At 56.5% G+C, this 16,285-nt stretch carries 13 protein-coding genes; 9 read left to right on the top strand and 4 right to left on the bottom strand.

Annotated elements, in window-relative coordinates; all coding sequences use genetic code 11:
* Positions 1-19: 19 nt before the first annotated feature.
* The 3 genes from DYE26_RS26080 to DYE26_RS26090 all read left to right on the top strand — a co-directional run bounded on the left by DYE26_RS26080 (position 20) and on the right by DYE26_RS26090 (position 4,051).
* Positions 20-2,089, top strand: a complete 2,070-nt coding sequence (locus tag DYE26_RS26080; RefSeq protein ID WP_036619167.1) for a molybdopterin-containing oxidoreductase family protein — start codon at positions 20-22, stop codon at positions 2,087-2,089.
* 161 nt (positions 2,090-2,250) lie between these two features.
* Positions 2,251-3,477 carry an MFS transporter gene (locus DYE26_RS26085; protein WP_036619168.1) on the top strand — a complete coding sequence of 409 codons (1,227 nt, stop codon included), beginning with the start codon at positions 2,251-2,253 and terminating at the stop codon, positions 3,475-3,477.
* An 85-nt stretch (positions 3,478-3,562) separates the two neighbouring features.
* Positions 3,563-4,051: a GNAT family N-acetyltransferase gene (locus DYE26_RS26090; RefSeq protein ID WP_036619169.1), complete on the top strand. Its 489-nt coding sequence runs from the start codon at positions 3,563-3,565 to the stop codon at positions 4,049-4,051.
* 88 nt (positions 4,052-4,139) lie between these two features.
* On the opposite strand, the gene DYE26_RS26095 is transcribed toward DYE26_RS26090, so the two are convergent.
* Positions 4,140-4,400, bottom strand: a complete 261-nt coding sequence (locus DYE26_RS26095) for a DUF2164 domain-containing protein (protein WP_036619170.1) — start codon at positions 4,398-4,400, stop codon at positions 4,140-4,142.
* A gap of 160 nt (positions 4,401-4,560) precedes the next feature.
* Between DYE26_RS26095 and DYE26_RS26100 the strand changes: the two genes are divergently transcribed.
* Positions 4,561-6,249 carry a glutamine--tRNA ligase/YqeY domain fusion protein gene (locus DYE26_RS26100; protein WP_036619172.1) on the top strand — a complete coding sequence of 563 codons (1,689 nt, stop codon included), beginning with the start codon at positions 4,561-4,563 and terminating at the stop codon, positions 6,247-6,249.
* An 836-nt stretch (positions 6,250-7,085) separates the two neighbouring features.
* On the opposite strand, the gene DYE26_RS26105 is transcribed toward DYE26_RS26100, so the two are convergent.
* Both DYE26_RS26105 and DYE26_RS26115 read right to left on the bottom strand, forming a co-directional pair.
* Positions 7,086-8,066: a LacI family DNA-binding transcriptional regulator gene (locus DYE26_RS26105; protein WP_036619173.1), complete on the bottom strand. Its 981-nt coding sequence runs from the start codon at positions 8,064-8,066 to the stop codon at positions 7,086-7,088.
* Between the two features lie 236 nt (positions 8,067-8,302).
* On the bottom strand, positions 8,303-9,514 hold the full coding sequence (locus DYE26_RS26115) for an MFS transporter (protein WP_115311329.1): 1,212 nt from the start codon (positions 9,512-9,514) through the stop codon (positions 8,303-8,305).
* 128 nt (positions 9,515-9,642) lie between these two features.
* Between DYE26_RS26115 and mobA the strand changes: the two genes are divergently transcribed.
* Complete coding sequence (gene mobA, locus DYE26_RS26120; RefSeq protein ID WP_036619177.1) at positions 9,643-10,290, top strand: molybdenum cofactor guanylyltransferase; 648 nt, start codon at positions 9,643-9,645, stop codon at positions 10,288-10,290.
* Here the strand turns inward: mobA and moaA are convergent.
* Positions 10,287-11,294, bottom strand: a complete 1,008-nt coding sequence (gene moaA, locus DYE26_RS26125; RefSeq protein ID WP_036619179.1) for a GTP 3',8-cyclase MoaA — start codon at positions 11,292-11,294, stop codon at positions 10,287-10,289. The two genes, mobA and moaA, sit on opposite strands and share 4 nt — an antisense overlap.
* 477 nt (positions 11,295-11,771) lie before the next feature.
* On the opposite strand from moaA, the gene DYE26_RS34390 reads away from it, so the two are divergent.
* The 4 genes from DYE26_RS34390 (at position 11,772) to fni (ending at position 15,501) form a co-directional block, all read left to right on the top strand.
* The gene (locus tag DYE26_RS34390; protein ID WP_230877241.1) at positions 11,772-11,912 is read left to right on the top strand and encodes a hypothetical protein; all 141 of its coding nucleotides are present in this window, start codon (positions 11,772-11,774) and stop codon (positions 11,910-11,912) included.
* 46 nt (positions 11,913-11,958) lie between these two features.
* Positions 11,959-12,465 carry a TorD/DmsD family molecular chaperone gene (locus DYE26_RS26130; RefSeq protein ID WP_230877242.1) on the top strand — a complete coding sequence of 169 codons (507 nt, stop codon included), beginning with the start codon at positions 11,959-11,961 and terminating at the stop codon, positions 12,463-12,465.
* A 295-nt stretch (positions 12,466-12,760) separates the two neighbouring features.
* Positions 12,761-14,269, top strand: coding sequence for a cardiolipin synthase (gene cls / locus DYE26_RS26135; RefSeq protein ID WP_036619181.1), 1,509 nt, complete (start codon positions 12,761-12,763; stop codon positions 14,267-14,269).
* 203 nt (positions 14,270-14,472) lie between these two features.
* A complete protein-coding gene (fni, locus tag DYE26_RS26140; RefSeq protein WP_036619182.1) occupies positions 14,473-15,501 on the top strand; it encodes a type 2 isopentenyl-diphosphate Delta-isomerase in 1,029 nt (342 codons plus the stop codon).
* The last annotated feature ends 784 nt before the right edge of the window (positions 15,502-16,285 follow it).

A 16,285-nucleotide genomic window follows, 5' to 3' on the forward strand; every position in this document is an offset into this window, starting at 1 on the left:
AAGACAGGAGGGGATAGACATGATCCACGAAGAGAACGGGGTGTTTCCGGCGGTGTGCCCGCTGGATTGTCCCGATACTTGCGGCTTGCTGCTTCACAAAGAAAACGGAAAAATCGTGAAGGTGACGGGTAATCCCGATCATCCGGTGACCCAGGGGGCGATTTGCAACAAAGTCCGCAATATGGCGGAGCGGGTCTACCATCCGGAACGGGTGCTCTATCCGCTCAAGCGGGTCGGGGCCAAAGGCGAAGGGAAATTCGCGCGGATTACCTGGGACGAGGCGGTGGCGGAAATCTCCGGGCGATACAAGGAGCTTATCCGCGAGCATGGGCCGGAATCGATTATGCCGTACAGCTTTTACGGCAATATGGGGATTCTCAGCGTCGACGGGATGGACCGGCGCTTCTTCCACCGGCTGGGTACGACGCAGCTGCAGCAGGGGATTTGCAATTCCGCGGGGAACGCGGGCTGGAAATATACGATGGGCTTCGGCGGCGGGACCAGCCCGGAGGAAACGGTAAACGCGAAGCTGATCATTGTTTGGGGCGGCAATCTCGTCAGCACGAACATGCACCAGGTCGCTTTGATCGAAAAAGCCCGCAAGCAAGGGGCGCAGCTGGTCGTGATCGACGTGCACCGCAACCGCACCGGGCAGCGGGCCGACTGGTTTATTCCGCTGTATCCGGGAACGGACAGCGCCTTGGCGCTTGGAATCATGCACGTGCTGTTCGAGCGCGGGCTCGTGAACGAAACATTCCTGGAGCGGTATACGATCGGGCACGCCGAGCTGCGCGAGCATGTGAAGCAGTATACACCGGAGCGCGTTTCGGCGATCACCGGCGTGCCGGCGGAGGACATCGTCAAGCTGGCCGTCTTGTACGGCGAGACTTCGCCGGCTTACATTCACATCGGCAACGGCCTGCAGCACCACGATAACGGCGGCATGAACGTGCGTACGATCAGCTGCCTGCCGGCGTTGACCGGCCAGTGGCTTGTGCCCGGCGGCGGTGCGTACAAGTCGAACGGCGCTTACGGGAAAATGAACGCGGCCGCGCTGGAGCGGCCCGATCTGCGGCCGAACCCGGGCGCCCGCACGGTGAGCATGAACCGGCTTGGCGAAGCGCTGCTGACGCTCGATCCGCCGATCCGCGCGCTGTTCGTGTATTGCTCCAACCCGGCGGTGGTCGCGCCGGATACCGGGAAGGTGGAGCGGGGCCTCCGGCGGGAGGATCTGTTTACCGTCGTGCACGACCTGTTCCTGACGGACACGGCCAAATACGCCGACATCGTGCTGCCGGCGACGTCCTCTTTTGAGAATACGGACTTGTACAGCTCTTATTGGCATCATTATGTCCAGCTTCAGGAGCCGGTCATTCCGGCCCGGGGCGAAAGCAAAAGCAACGTCGAGACGTTCAAGCTGCTGGCGGCGGCGATGGGCTTCGAGGAGGAAGCGTTCCGGGACAGCGAGGAGGATATGATCCGGCAAGCCTTGCAGTTCCCGCACAACCCCTATTTGCAAGGCGTTACACTGGAAAAGCTGCAGGAGCAGCGCCTCGTCAAGCTGAACATGGAGCACCAGAAGGATTATTTGGACAACTTAAAGACGCCTTCAGGCAAAATCGAACTGTATTCCGCCGCGATGGAGAGAGCCGGCCTGCCGCCGCTGCCCACTTACGTGCCGCTGCGGGAAGGCTATGACGGCGAACGCCGGCCGGGCGAGGGGGACGCTTACCCGCTGATGTTCATTTCGCCGCCGAACCACAGCTTCCTGAACTCGACGTTCGGCAACGTGGAGAAGCTGACCGCGCTCGAGAAAAGCCCGCTCCTGCAAATCCATCCGCAGGACGCGGCGGAGCGCGGCATTGAAGACGGCGACGAGGTAACGGTGTGGAACGACCGCGGCAGCTACCGGGTAAAAACCTCTGTCACCGACAAAATGCTGCCGGGCATCGTCGTCAGCCAAGGGCTATGGTGGGAGCAGGAAGACGGACGCCGCACGCGGGCCAATGCCCTCACGCCCGACCGGCTTGCCGATCTGGGCGGAGGCGCGGTGTTTTTTTCCACCGTTGTTAATGTAAAGCGGCAATAGATGTACTTGCCTGGCTTGCCCTTTTGAGCGATACTATTGTAATCTGGGCAATGTGCAACCGGTGCGGATTTTCGCCGTAATCCTAGCGTCGATGGAGAGCCCCTGGGGCTCTCCTTTGTTTTATATAGAGAACCGCATGTACAAAAGGGGGGAGTAACGGAATGAAGTGGCTGAGTGCTTATCCGCGCGAGGTTAAAGTTTTTTTGGTGGCCAGTCTGATCAATTCAGCCGGCGGCTCTTTAATGTGGCCGCTAATCACGATGTTTGTGTTCAAAATATTGGGCAGGTCGGTGACGGACGCCGGTCTGGTCATTCTGGTCATGTCCCTGGGCGGCATCGCCGGCCAGCTGTTGGGCGGGGCTTTGTATCACCGGCTTGGGGTCACGCGGCTGATTGTGGGCGGGCTTGGCCTGAACGCGTTGTTTTTGCTGCTCCTGCCTTACGGCAGCGGCAACTGGCATTTGTTTATGCTGCTGATTGCTATGGTCGGCTTTTTTAACGCGATGTCCATGCCGGCGATCCAGGCCTTCATCGGCTTTCGCTTCGCGGAACGGCGGGGCGAGCTGTTTAACGTCATTTATGTGGCGAACAACATCGGCGTTGCCGTAGGTACGGCGCTCAGCGGGTTTTTGGCGCAGATTTCCTACGATTTGAGCTTTATTCTGAACGGGCTGACGTCGGCGGCATTTGCGGTTTTTTTCTGGTTTTATTTGAACAAAGTTCAAAAAAGCCAAGGCGAGCTGCATGTGGAAAAACGCAAAACCGTCGCGGAAGGCCAGAGCGTGTGGACGTTGATGAAGTGTTATCCGGTTTATTTGTTTATGGGCATTGGCTCATTTTTCCTATGGCTGGCCAATTGCATTTGGAACAACGGCGTATCGCCGTTTACGATCTCCCGGGGGATGCCGGAATGGAACTACAGCGTGCTGTGGACGCTGAACGGGGTGCTGATATTTGTCGGGCAGCCTTTCGTGCTCTGGATCAAGCGGACCTTCGCCGGCTCGCCGCAAGCGCAGATGACGGCCAGCGCTGTGTTTTATATGCTTGGTTACGTGACCATTTTAGGTTTTCACACTTATCCTAGCATGGTGCTGGCGATGGTGCTGACGACGATTGGGGAAATGCTCATATCGCCGGCGATTCCGTCGTTTATTTCCGACCAAACGGGCAAAGGCGCTCCTTTTTACCTCGGACTGGTCGGCGGCATGGGGGTTGCGGGCCGGGTGGTCGGGCCTTACGCGATGGGCGTGTTGTTCGACTGGAACGGACTGGTCCCGGTGGCCTGGCTGGCGGTGGTGATTGCGGCGCTGGCGATCGGCGCGTTTCTGATCCATGCGTTTATGAACCGGGAAGGCCGGGAAACGACCGGCATCGCATCGGGAATGTAAAGAGTCCCCCGGGCAGGGGGGCAGAAAATTGGCGAAACGTGTAAAATAAAGAAAAAAACGTGGCGGCACAAAAGGAGGGAAGCGGATGAAAAACGAGGTTTGGACCCGCTTGTCGGAAATGCGCGATGCGCCCACTTTGATGGAGATCGACCGGCTTGTCTGGGATGACCGGAACACGCCGTCCGAGCGGCTCGTCTGGGATTCGCGCGAGCAATTTTTGCAAAGCTGCCCGCCGGGGAGTCAAATCGTGGCCGGAATCGGCGAGCAAGTCTGCGGCTACATCGGCTTTAAACCGCCGACGCCGCTGCCGAGCAACGCCCATGTGCTCGAGTTGAACATCGCCATCCATCCGGAATGCCAGCGGATGGGAATCGGGCGCGCGTTGATGGAGGCGCTGCTGGCGTTCGCCGCGCAGCGGGGCGTACGCAAATTGTGCCTGCGCGTGCTGGCCAGCAATCCCGGGGCCGTGGCTTTTTACGAAAGCTGCGGATTTGTGGAGCAGGGACGGCTCATCGGCGAGTTTTTTATAGGTGGACAGTATGTGGACGATATCTTAATGTGGCGCAAGGTATAGTGGCGACAGGCGTCTGGAAACCGGAAGCTGCCCCGCGCCCCGGGCGGGTGCTTGGGCAATCTGCTCCGGCACCGGCGGGCAGCGCTTGTTACCGCGGCAGGCGCGGACGAACCTCCAGGGCGTAAATGTCCTCTTCCAAGGTGACCATGCGCTCGTTCAACACCTGGCGGCAGTCGGCCAGCGCCTGATTGTATACATACGGCCCGATGCGGGTCAGGAAAAAATCGAGCACCCCGTCCGCCGCAAGCTCACCCAGCGTTTCGCCGCGTTCCTCCTCGAAAAATTGCTGAATTTGGGGGATGACCAGGTTTCGCTGCTCTTTTGTCAGATGGATGGGCTTTAAAGGCATGGTTATGTCGCTTCCTTTCGAGTAATGACGTGATATTTGCTTTTATCTTAACAGAAAACAACCGTCAAAACAGGCGAATGCGCCGAGCCATTGAACAATTGCGGAGATATCGGTATATTTAGAAGAAGAAAATCGGGGATAGTATACAGATACTTATGAAATGGAAAGGTTGATACCTGTGGTAAACAACAGCACCCCTCCCAATTTTATTAAAAACATTATCTCGGAAGATCTGAAAAGCGGCAAAGTGCAAACCGTGGTGACGCGTTTTCCTCCAGAACCGAACGGTTACTTGCACATCGGACATGCCAAAGCGATCTGGATCAATTTTACCCTGGCCGACGAGTTCGGGGGACGGACGCATCTGCGGTTCGACGATACGAACCCGGTCAAGGAGGACGTCGAATACGTCAATTCGATCAAGGAAGACGTGAAGTGGCTGGGCTTCGAATGGGAAGAGCTGCATTTCGCTTCCGACTATTTTGAGGAAATTTACAACCGCGCCGTACTGCTGATCAAAAAGGGCAAGGCTTACGTGGACGATCTCAGCGCCGAGCAAATCCGCGAGATGCGCGGCACGCTCACGGAGCCGGGGCAAAACAGCCCTTACCGCGACCGTTCGGTGGAGGAGAACCTCGATCTGTTCGCGCGGATGCGGGCCGGTGAATTCAAGGACGGCGAAAAGGTGCTGCGCGCCAAAATCGACATGGCTTCGCCGAACATCAACCTGCGCGACCCGGTCATTTACCGCATCGTGCATGCGTCTCATCACAATACCGGGGACAAATGGTGCATTTATCCGATGTATGCGTTCGCTCATCCGCTGGAGGACGCGATCGAAGGCGTGACCCATTCGCTGTGCTCGCTGGAGTTCGAGGATCAGCGTCCGTTCTATGACTGGACGATCGCCGAAACGGAAATGCCGAAGGTGCCGCATCAATACGAGTTCGGACGGCTGAATCTGCTGCAGACGGTCACGAGCAAGCGGAAGCTGAAAATGCTGGTGGACGAAGGGTATGTGGACGGCTGGGACGATCCGCGCATGCCGACGATTTCGGGATTGCGCCGCCGCGGGGTGACGCCGGAAGCAATCAAGGCGTTCGTTTACGAAACCGGGATTTCCAAGGCTTACGGCAGCATTGATCCGAAAACGCTGGAGCACTTCATCCGTGAGGATCTGAAGCTCAGAGCGCCGCGCACGATGGCGGTGCTTGACCCGCTTAAGGTGGTCATTACGAACTACCCGGAAGGGCAAACCGAAATGCTGGAAGCCGAAAACAACAGTGAAAACCCGGACATGGGCAATCGCCAAATTCCTTTCTCGCGGGAAATTTACATCGAACGCGAGGACTTTATGGAGAACCCGCCAAGCAAATATTTCCGCTTGTTCCCGGGCAACGAAGTGCGGCTGAAGCATGCGTATTTCATCAAATGCCACGACGTAATTAAAGACGCGGACGGCAACGTAGTGGAGATACACTGCACGTATGATCCGGAAACGAAAAGCGGCAGCGGGTTTACCGGCCGCAAGGTGAAAGGCACGATCCACTGGGTGGATGCAAGCAGCGCGGTACCGGCCGAGTTCCGCCTGTACGAGCCGCTGATCATGGACGAGGAAGCGGATGAGGACACCATCGAGGAGAAGTCGTTCCTCGATTTGGTTAACCCGAACTCGCTCAAGGTGGTGCAAGGCTATGTCGAGCCGGGCTTGAAGGATGCGAAGCCGCAAGATAAATTCCAGTTTTTCCGGCATGGCTACTTCAACGTCGATACAAAATATTCGGAGCCGGGCAAGCCGGTGTTCAACCTGATCGTCTCGCTGAAGAGCTCGTTCCAATTGCCGAAGTAATGCGGGCGGCAGGGGGCGGTAGGCGGTAACGGGGAAGCCGGGGAACCGGCGTTTCAAGAAATGCTGCGCAGTAGGTTCCTCGCGGCCTGGCGGCCATAATCGCACAACGTTCTGATTGGAAACATCCAATGGAACTGGAAGATTAGTGGTGAATACAGCGGCTTGATTGGATATTTCCAATAGGTGGGGCTCAGCAGGGCGCAAAACGGGCGATATAAGTGAAGTCTATTGGATTTTTTTCAATCGGCGTATCGGTCGTATCGGCTCTAAGGCAGTTTCGGCAATTATTGGATAGTGCCAATGGAAGCGGCCAACATGCAATTAGTAAATACCGGAATTCAACGAAAAGGCGGTCTCTCCCCGGATACAACCGGGAGGGCCGTCTTTTTCTTCTTTGTAGCATGAGTGGGTGAAATAGGCGCGTCTTGCTTTGGCACGTTACTTTGGGTGGAACGACGGCTGGAATGGATGGATGATAGATGAATGATAGATGATAGGTGAATGATGAATGATGAATGATGAATGGTGGGTGAATGATGGATCAACTGCAAAAGTGCATTTCATATTCTACAAATTTCCGTATTTTGAGCGGCTGAAATGCAAAAGTGCATTTGAATTGGGGCTATAGGATAAAAAAGTAACTTTGGAGCGGAAATGAACTGCACTTATGCATTTGGGCCGCCCGTTTTGAGGGCTATCGACAAAAATCGCATGCACCTTTGCATTTCGCGGGATTTGGAGCAAGTTGCGGCAACTTGCCGTAACTGGCCGTAATTTACGTAACTTCCCGTAACTTCCCGTAACTTCACGTACTTCCGCAGCATCAGTCCCGTCCCTCACACCGAGCTGCGCTCGATGAAGCGGAAGCCGAGCTCCTCGCTGGCCGGGCCGGGGCGCTGGCCGGCCAGCTGGCTGCGGACGAGAGCAAAGGCGCGGGCGCCGATTTCGGACAGCCGATTATCGATCGTCGTAATGCCCAGCACGGCGGAGATCGGCTGATTGTCGAAGCCGATGACGGCGAAATCGCCGGGCACCTCAAGCCCCCGGCTGCGAGCGGCCAGGATGAAGCCGGCGGCAACCTGGTCCCCGGTGATCAGCAGGGCATCGGGACGCTCCGGCATGGCCAGCAGATGTTCGACAAGCGCGGCGCCGTCCCCGATGTCGTAACAGCTGTCCAGCACCCATTCCTGGCGGGGGCTGCCGCCCAAAGCCAGCAGCGTGTCGTTGTACGCCGCAAGCCGGCGGCGCAGGCTGGGACTGTTGCGGCGGCGTCCCGCGGTGAATCCGATCCGGCGGCGTCCTTTGTCCCATAGATAGGTGATCGCCTTCTGAAAGATGGCGTAATGGTCGATGTAGACGGACGACAGCGGCCGGTCCCGAACGGCTTCACATAACGCGATCGGACCGTAGGCGGCGTAGGCCTCCACCTCGTCCAGCGGCAGCGACCGGGAACAGATGACCAGCCCGTCGATTTGCTTGTTGCGCAGCATCTCCAGCACCTTCCGCTCCTCATCGTGCCGGTAATCCGTCTGGCAGAGCATCAGTTGGTAGTTGTGAAGCAGCGCCTCCTGCGCCATCCCCTCCATCATCCGGGCGAAATAGTAGAGATTGATGCGGGGCAGGACGACGCCGATCGTCCGGGTCGTGCCTTTGATCAAATGAACGGCGTTCATATTGCGCGAATAGTTCAGCTTGCGGATCGCTTCCTCAACAGCTTTCCGCTTGGCTTCGCTCACGTAAGGATGATCGTTCAGGACGCGGGAGACGGTCGTAATGGAGACGCCGGCCGCCTCGGCGATTTGCTTGATGTTCGGCAAGCGGGCCAACTCCTTTCCAGTTTGCAGGGCGGTACACCCGGGCAAAAGCCGGTTTTGCAAACGCCGCAAAGCTTTCAAGCAGACGCAAAATCCCAAAGAAACGCTTGCTCTGGTATGCATTTCATATTTTACAATAATGATGCATCCAGAAAAACAATGCATTCCATCCGGCGTAACCTCGGCGGAGGGCGTGACGCTTGGAAGGCATTGTTTTTTCCTGTCCAAGGTTATCGATATTAGTACCGTTCCATGATCGGCGAATAGCCGTTTTTGTGGATACGATACCACATGGCCGCATAACCGAGCGCGCCAATGAGGGACAACCCCATCCCGGTACGATACATGACGCCGCCGCCGAGGTTCTGGTACAACCAGCCCCCGAAGAAACCGGCAATCAACGCGGCGAGTCCGCTGAGCGCAACCGTATAAACCGCTTGTCCGGCGGAACGCAGCGGGCGGGGCAGCAGCAAGGCAATCAGCTTGATGCCGACATAGAAGAAACCGCCGAACGTGACCGAGTGCAGCAATTGAATCAGCATGATCTGCGCCGGCTGGGTCGCATCGGACATCAAGTTCCATCTTAACGCGAACAGCAGGCTGACCGCTGTGATACAGCCGAGCAAAAACGTGATTTTTCGCTTAAAGTAGCGGTTCAGCACGGAAAAAGCGAGTACTTCAAAAGCCGTGGACAGAAAAACAGCGCCCCCGACCTGCAGGCGGGAACCGCCCAGTTCCGTGATGAACAGCGGGAGGAAAATGCCGTTGATCGCGTTTGGGATAGCCACCAGCAGGCCGAATACGGTAAAAGCGACGAAATATTTATGCTGCAGCGTCCGCGCGATTTCAACCGTTCGCAGCCACGGCGTATTCGACGTTTGGCGGATGGATGGCAGCAGCAGCGCGGACCCGATTGCCAGCATCAGGCAAATGCTGAACAGCAAAGAGATGCCGTTATGACCCACGGCGTCAATGATCGGCCCGGCCCCCAGCGCGACTAAGCTCCAGCCGAGCGAACCCCATATCCGGAAAATGCCGTATTTCCGCTCGCTGCCTTCCATGTAGCTTAAAACCAGGCCATTGCTATGCGAGAGAAGCGGGCTATGAAAAAAATAAAGCAAAATCATCGTCAGATATAGCATATGAAACGTATTCGCTTTAAACACCAAATGGCCCATGACGAGCAAGCCGAGCATCATAGCGATCAGAGCGGCCCGCGGATTTTGGCGCAGATCGCTGATGTATCTCCAAAACGGGTGAGCAAGCAAAGAGATGACAGGCCCGATCGCCATCAGGCTTCCGATCTCCAGCTTGTCCATGCCGATGTCCTGCAAATATAATTGAAAAAAGGCGGCGAAAATGACCATCGTTCCGTAAACGAAAAAGTTAAGCAGCCCAAGCGGCATCCATGAGGAGGGCGAATATCGTTGTTTGTCCCGCAAATGCGCCATTCCTTTCTGTCCGAGTCGGTAACGAAACCGGGAAGAGTTAACTATGTTCTCAATGTAACACAGAGGTGAAAAGGGATACAAACCAAGTTTTATGAAATTTTCCAATATTTTTAAAAGGGGAGCTGTTCGTGGAGACAACGGCCATTGTTCTGGCGGGGGGAAGATCCAGCCGGATGGGCGAAAACAAAGCGCTCATGAAGCTGGGGGGAATCACCGTTATAGAAAAAATCATCCGTGAGCTGGAGCCGGTCGCCGCCCGCATCGTGGTCGTGGCGGACGACAAAGAGGCGTACCGGCCTTTCGGCAAAGAGGTTGTGACCGATATGTACAAAAGCGCGGGTCCGCTGGCCGGATTGCACGCCGGCCTGGCTAACTCCGCTTCAACCTGGAATATCGCGGTGGCGTGCGATACGCCGTTTGCCAACCGCGGTTTGTTCCAGGCGCTGCTCCGGCAGGCCCGGCAGTCGGAGGCCAAAGCCGGACGGGAAGGCGGAGCCCTCGCTACCGAAGCGGTGATCGCCCGCACGGGCGAGCGGGTTCACCCGCTGCTGGCGGTATACCGGCGCAGCGTGCTGCCGGGACTGGAGCGGGAGCTTCGCCTCGGACGCTACAAAATGACCGCGTGGCTGGACGGGCTGCGGACCGAATATGCCGGCGGGGAGACGCTCGCCGCCGTTGCGGGCCTACCGCAGGAATGGCTGGCCTTCAATATGAACCGGCCGGAGGATTATGAAAAAGCCAAAGCTTGGCTCGAAAAAATGAAAGGCCCGCTTTAACCGCCAATTTGCGACATGCGGCGCACGGTTGGCGTATGGCTTTGCTGTTTTTTCTCCAGCGCCAGCGCCATTTCATGGTTTTTCGGCTTGCCGCCCAGCGCTTTCAGGAACATCGCGCGAATGCCTTCCCGGTCGCCGGCGGCGGCCAGCGGGCGGACATGCAGCTCGTCCGACCAGTACAGGCAAGCTTTAATGTGGCCGTCCGCGGTCAGACGCAGGCGGTTGCAGTTGTCGCAAAAATGTTCGCTGACCGGATGGATCAGGCCAAACGTGCCGGCCGCGCCGACAACCCGCTTGCTTTCGGCCGGACCGTTTCCTCTTGGGCCGGCCACGTCCTCCGTTTCCCAGCCGGCTTCCCGGCATACTTCGTCAACGGTAGACAGCGGCAAATAGGTGCTGCGCCAGGAATCGGTCGCGCTGCCGATCGGCATATATTCGATGAACCGAACATGCAGCGGCTTATCCAGCGTCAAAGCGATAAAATCACGGATTTCATCGTCATTGACCCCTTTCATCAGCACGACATTCAGTTTGATGGGGTCGAAGCCGAATTCAACGGCCGCCTGCAGCCCTTCCAGCACCCTCCGGACTTCTCCCCCGCGCGTGATCATCGCGAAGCGGTCCTGGCGCAGCGAGTCCAGGCTGATGTTGACCCGGTTCAGGCCTGCTTGTTTGAGCGCGGCCGCCTTGCCGGCCAGAAACATCCCGTTCGTCGTCATGGCGATATCTTCAATGCCCGGGATTCCCGAAAGCATGGCGATTAATTTGTCCAAATCTTTGCGAACCAGGGGCTCGCCCCCGGTTATCCGGAGTTTGCGAAGACCCATCGGAGCAAGCGCCGAAACGGTTTCGGCAATTTCCTCATAGCTCATTATTTCATCGTGCGGTTGAAAAACCACTCCTTCTGCCGGCATGCAATAGACACAGCGGAGGTTGCAGCGGTCGGTCACGGAAATCCGGAGATAATCGTGTTCCCGGCCGAAGGAATCAAGAAGCTGCTCCATACGGGGCGCCTCCTTTCTTTTTGGTGCTTCAAATTTAATATATATCTCGAGGATCAGTCAATGCGTTGGCACACATTGTTCAAGTATATTTTACGGCGCAGGACGATAGAATGTTATTAAAAACAAGTGTAAAAAAAATCGCATAAAGCGCTTACATTGGCTGTTATAATGAAAGTAAGCGATACGTGACCCCCTTAATCATGTGTCGGTATATGCGATTGAGATGATTTCCGGCATAGAAGGAAGTCATCTTTTTTTGAAAATGCGAGTTCAAAAAGTCAGGTTTTCAGGACCGAGAAGATTGGATGAAGCTAGGGACTGAGTAGCGGAGCGTACGTTTTGGGTACGTGAGCAACGGAAGGCCCGGCTGAATTCAAGATTCGACGTCGAGTCCGCTTCTTGACCTGCTTCGTGATCAAAAGATGACTTTTTGAACAACCTCTTAAGAAGAAATATTGGCAAGGAGATGACCTACCGATGGCAATGGCATATCCACCGTTTGTTTTTACGCAGGAACAGGTTCAGTGGCTGGAGCGGCGCGGGTGGGGGTACCGGGTGTTGATGGATTTTTTGAGCCGTCCGCCGCGGATGTCGCTGATCGCCCATTTGGCGATATAAAGCGGAACTGATCGGCCTCATTCCGGCGAGCCGGGGCGGGCACAAATTGATCGGCTATCTGAAAAGCATACCCGAACAGCAATTTCGCCAGGTTTGCGTCAGGGAGGCGGCGGAATACGAACGCCTGTTTACGGGCCGTGACGCCGTAATGACCTCCTGCGAAAGCCTGTTTCGCTGCAGGACGGAAGGAGCCGACGCGGCTGTCTGCATCTCCGAGGTGCGGAAGATCTATATGGAAAACGGTATTGTATTCAATAAATTAAACGGGGAACGCGACGATCACATTGCGTTGGAGCTGGAGTTCATGGCCGTGCTGGCCGAAGGTATGCTCGGCAAGAGCAGCCTGCCGCACACCTGTCTGACGCTGGCGGACGCGCAGATCGGTTTTCTGGAATCCCATTTGCTGAAATGGGCCCGGCCGTTTGCGAACGAACTGATGCTGGTCTCGTCCAGTCCGTTATATACGGGGCTGGCGGAGCTGCTGGATGAATTTCTCGATCATGATCTGCGGCAGCTCCGGCAATGGCGGGATACGCAGGCGCGGCCTATATAAGTCGAGCTAAAGAAATCCGGGACGGGCAGCGATCGCAAGAATATGTCACAGCTAGCCGGCCATTTTCCGGAACGTAAACGGCCCTGAACAACCCATCAAACGCGCGGGCCGGCCGCAGGGCCGTTTATGTGCCGACCGATCCCGGTATTTTTCCTCCTCTAGCGTCCTTCTTTTTAAAAAACCCCCCCTCCAAATTTCTCATCTCTATAATATTTAACTCTTGTCAGTAGGAAGAAAAGCAAGCTTCATGTAAAATAGAAGCAGCATCATTAGAGAGAAAAAAAGGGGTACTGGCATGAGACGGGGACTTCAAATCATTATTATCGTGGCGATTCTTTTTGCTTTTTACTATTTCGGATTTGGCGTCTTCGGGAAATTCGGGGGTACGTTGGTCAGTATATTTCAGACGCTCACGGTCATCACAATCGGTCTGGCGATATTTATGGAAAACCGGAATCCGTCCAGTACGGTGGCCTGGATTCTGGTGCTGGCCCTGCTGCCGGTAGTGGGGCTGCTGCTTTATTTTTTGCTGGGACAAAACTATTTCAAACGGCGCAAGTTCGATAAAAAGGCCGAGCAAAACCAGCTTAGCTATGAACGGATCCACTTTAACGGCCATTTGCTGCCCCGGGATCTGTCGCAATTCAGCCCGAGCCAGCAGCGGCTGCTGCAATTGGCGCAGCGGCTGGCCCGCACGCCTTTTTCCATGGCCAGCCGCACCAGGGTGCTGACGAACGGGGAGGAGACGTTTTCGACGCTGCTGAAAGAATTGAAAAAAGCGCGGCATCATATTCATATGGAATACTATATTTACCGTGCGGACGACATCGGCCGGGAAATCCAGAAAACGCTGATCCAAAAAGCCCGGGAAGGCGTCGAAGTGCGGTTCATGTTCGATGCGGTCGGCAGCATCGGTCTGCCGAAATCGTTTATCAAGGAGCTGCGGGACGCCGGGGTCAAGGTCGGCATTTACGGGCAGATGCGCTTTTTGGCGCTGTCCAGCCGGGTCAATTACCGCAACCACCGGAAAATCGTCGTGATCGACGGCAACACCGGGTTTATCGGCGGGCTTAACGTCGGGGACGAATATTTGAGCCGCAGCAAAACGTACGGTTTTTGGCGCGATACGCATATGCTGGTCAAAGGCGAGGCCGTCCGGTCGCTGCAGATTATTTTTTTGCAGGATTGGCAGTACGTGACCGGGGAAGAAATTATCGACCTCGCTTATTTGTCGCCGGAGCTGGAGCAGGGCTGCAGCGGCGCGGTGCAGATCGTGCCGAGCGGACCGGACAACGAGAGCCGGACGCTGAAAAACATCTTTTTCGCCATGATCACTTCGGCCAAAAAATCGGTCTGGCTGGCGACGCCGTATTTTATTCCGGATGAGGACATTTTGACCGCGCTGCGGGTGGCCGGGCTGTCAGGTATCGACGTCAGGATTTTGTTCCCGGCGAAGCCGGACAAATGGCTGCCGTTTCTGGCGTCGCATTCGTATTTTCCGTCGCTGCTGGAAGTCGGCGTGAAGATCTACGAATATGAAAAGGGCTTCCTGCATTCCAAGCTGCTGATTGTGGACGGCGAAGTGGCCACCGTCGGCACGGCCAATATGGACATGCGCAGCTTTCATTTGAATTTTGAGGTGAACGCGCTGCTCGTGCAAAGCGACAGCATCGCCAAAATCGTGGAAAATTTCGAACGCGACCTGTTGTCGACGAAACTAATCGACCGGGCAAGCTTCATGAACAAAAAAATCGTGGTCCGTTTCGCGGAATCCGCGGCCCGGCTGCTGTCGCCGCTGCTGTAGCCGGCGTCTGGACCAGGGCCGGAGCGCCGGGGGGAAGGGCTGAATGCAGAGGCTAAATGTAAAGGCTAAATGCAGAGGCTAAATGCTAAATGCTAAATGCTAAATGCTAAATGCTAGAGGCTAACCCGCTCACCGGCCGGATGACCGAAGAAAACAAAACGAACTGAGTTCACGAAAGCAAATCGCGGCAAAGGAGGCGGATTATGGAGAATACGTCCGAACGCAAAACCGAGCATATCCGCTTATGCCTGGAAGAACAGGTCAATGCGGAGGGGATCCGCACGGGATTTGAAAAATATGTGTTTCGGCATAACGCGCTGCCGGAGCTCAATTTTGACGAGATCAGCCTGAAAACGACGTTTTTGGGCGCGCCGATTCGGACGCCGCTGTTGATCAGCTCGATGACCGGAGGCAGCAAGCTGGCCGGGGAAATCAACATGCGCCTGGCCGAGGCGGCGGAGCGGCGCGGTTGGACGATGGGCGTCGGCTCGATCCGGGCCGCCGTGGAAAGGGACGAGCTGGCGCCCACGTTTGCGGTGCGGCGGTTCGCCCCGTCCATTCCGGTCATCGCCAATTTGGGCGCGGTGCAGCTGAATTACGGCTACGGCCCGGAGGACTGCAGAAGGGCGGTGGATATCGCCGGGGCGGACATGCTGGTGCTTCATCTGAACGGCTTGCAGGAGGTGTTCCAGCCGGAGGGAAACACGTCCTTCGGCGGGCTGCTGTCGCGCATCGAGCAGGTGTGCAAGGCGCTGCCGGTGCCGGTCGGCGTGAAGGAGGTCGGCTGGGGGATCGACGGCGGTACGGCAAAACGGCTGCGCGGCGCGGGCGTCGCTTTTATCGACGTCGCCGGCGCGGGCGGAACAAGCTGGAGCCAGGTCGAGAAGTTCCGCAGCGGCGATCTTGTCCGCCGCGCGGCGGCGGAAGCATTCGCGGATTGGGGCATCCCCACCGCCGAATGCATCCGCGAAGTGCGGGCGGCGGTCCCGGACGCCGCCCTGATCGGCAGCGGGGGCCTGAACACCGGCGTGGACGCGGCCAAAGCGCTGGCGCTTGGCGCGGACCTAGCCGGGTTCGGCCGGGCGCTGCTGGAACCGGCGGTGCATTCGGAGGAGCGGCTCGACGCGCTCCTGGAGCGCGTCGAGTTCGAACTGCGCACCGCCATGTTCGGCATCGGCGCCGGGAGCATACCGGCGCTGCGGAACACGGCGCGGCTCGTGCGCCGGGAGTAGGCGCACCGGCGCGCTGGATAGCCCCGCCGTGCTGGAGCGCTAGATGGCCGCGCCGTGCTGGAGCGCTAGATGGGCCGCGCTGTTGGAGTGCTGGCTGGCTCCGCCGCGCTTAAGGCCGGCCTGCTCGGGGCCGATTGGGGTGGCGCTCCTGGTGCAGGCGGGGTTGGGCGCCCCAGGTTTAGGTTAGGAGGCCAACGCTTCGTCACAAGTCGGGCCAGCTAGCCTATGGGCTAACGTCCCTAGGGGCTCGTCTGACCCCAAAGTTGGGGGGATAGCCCCAAGCCAGAGCCTTCCTTTTAAAAATCTCGCGATTAGCGGTAATTTTTGTCGCTATTTTAATGTGAGAAGCCAAAAACCTCTGAATAACGGTAAAATTTTCACCTATTTTATTGCGAAGGGGCTGAAATCCGCACTTTTCCGGTAGCCCCTACCCAATAACGACATAAAAGTCCGCTATTTTTCTCGTGCTGCATTTTGGCGCGTAATAGAGCCCTTTTTTACCGCTATTTTTGGCGCGATGGCCATTTCCCGTAAAAGGTGCCCGGATATCTAACGGTTGCAGCAGCGGCTATTTTCCAAAAAAAGACCTTTTCTAAATTCTAACGGTTGCGAACGCCGTTATTAGCCTGGATCCGAGCAAAAATTACCGATTTTCAATGAAATAAGCAGCATGGCAACCGTTACAATTTGAAATCAACGTTCATGGAACAAATAGCGCTTGTGGCAACCGTTAGAATATTTGTGTGTGGCTAGAAAATGTATCTTGTTAGAAAACAGATTTGAT

This window comes from Paenibacillus macerans (genome assembly GCF_900454495.1).
GTDB lineage: Bacteria > Bacillota > Bacilli > Paenibacillales > Paenibacillaceae > Fontibacillus > Fontibacillus macerans.

Coding starts and splice junctions, on each gene's coding strand:
- DYE26_RS26085 (WP_036619168.1), top strand. CDS start 2,251: ATGAAGTGGCTGAGTGCTTATCCGCGCGAGGTTAAAGTTTTTTTGGTG.
- DYE26_RS26100 (WP_036619172.1), top strand. CDS start 4,561: ATGGAAAGGTTGATACCTGTGGTAAACAACAGCACCCCTCCCAATTTT.
- DYE26_RS34390 (WP_230877241.1), top strand. CDS start 11,772: ATGGCAATGGCATATCCACCGTTTGTTTTTACGCAGGAACAGGTTCAG.
- DYE26_RS26115 (WP_115311329.1), bottom strand. CDS start 9,514: ATGGCGCATTTGCGGGACAAACAACGATATTCGCCCTCCTCATGGATG.
- fni (WP_036619182.1), top strand. CDS start 14,473: ATGGAGAATACGTCCGAACGCAAAACCGAGCATATCCGCTTATGCCTG.
- DYE26_RS26090 (WP_036619169.1), top strand. CDS start 3,563: ATGAAAAACGAGGTTTGGACCCGCTTGTCGGAAATGCGCGATGCGCCC.
- moaA (WP_036619179.1), bottom strand. CDS start 11,294: ATGGAGCAGCTTCTTGATTCCTTCGGCCGGGAACACGATTATCTCCGG.
- DYE26_RS26080 (WP_036619167.1), top strand. CDS start 20: ATGATCCACGAAGAGAACGGGGTGTTTCCGGCGGTGTGCCCGCTGGAT.
- cls (WP_036619181.1), top strand. CDS start 12,761: ATGAGACGGGGACTTCAAATCATTATTATCGTGGCGATTCTTTTTGCT.
- DYE26_RS26095 (WP_036619170.1), bottom strand. CDS start 4,400: ATGCCTTTAAAGCCCATCCATCTGACAAAAGAGCAGCGAAACCTGGTC.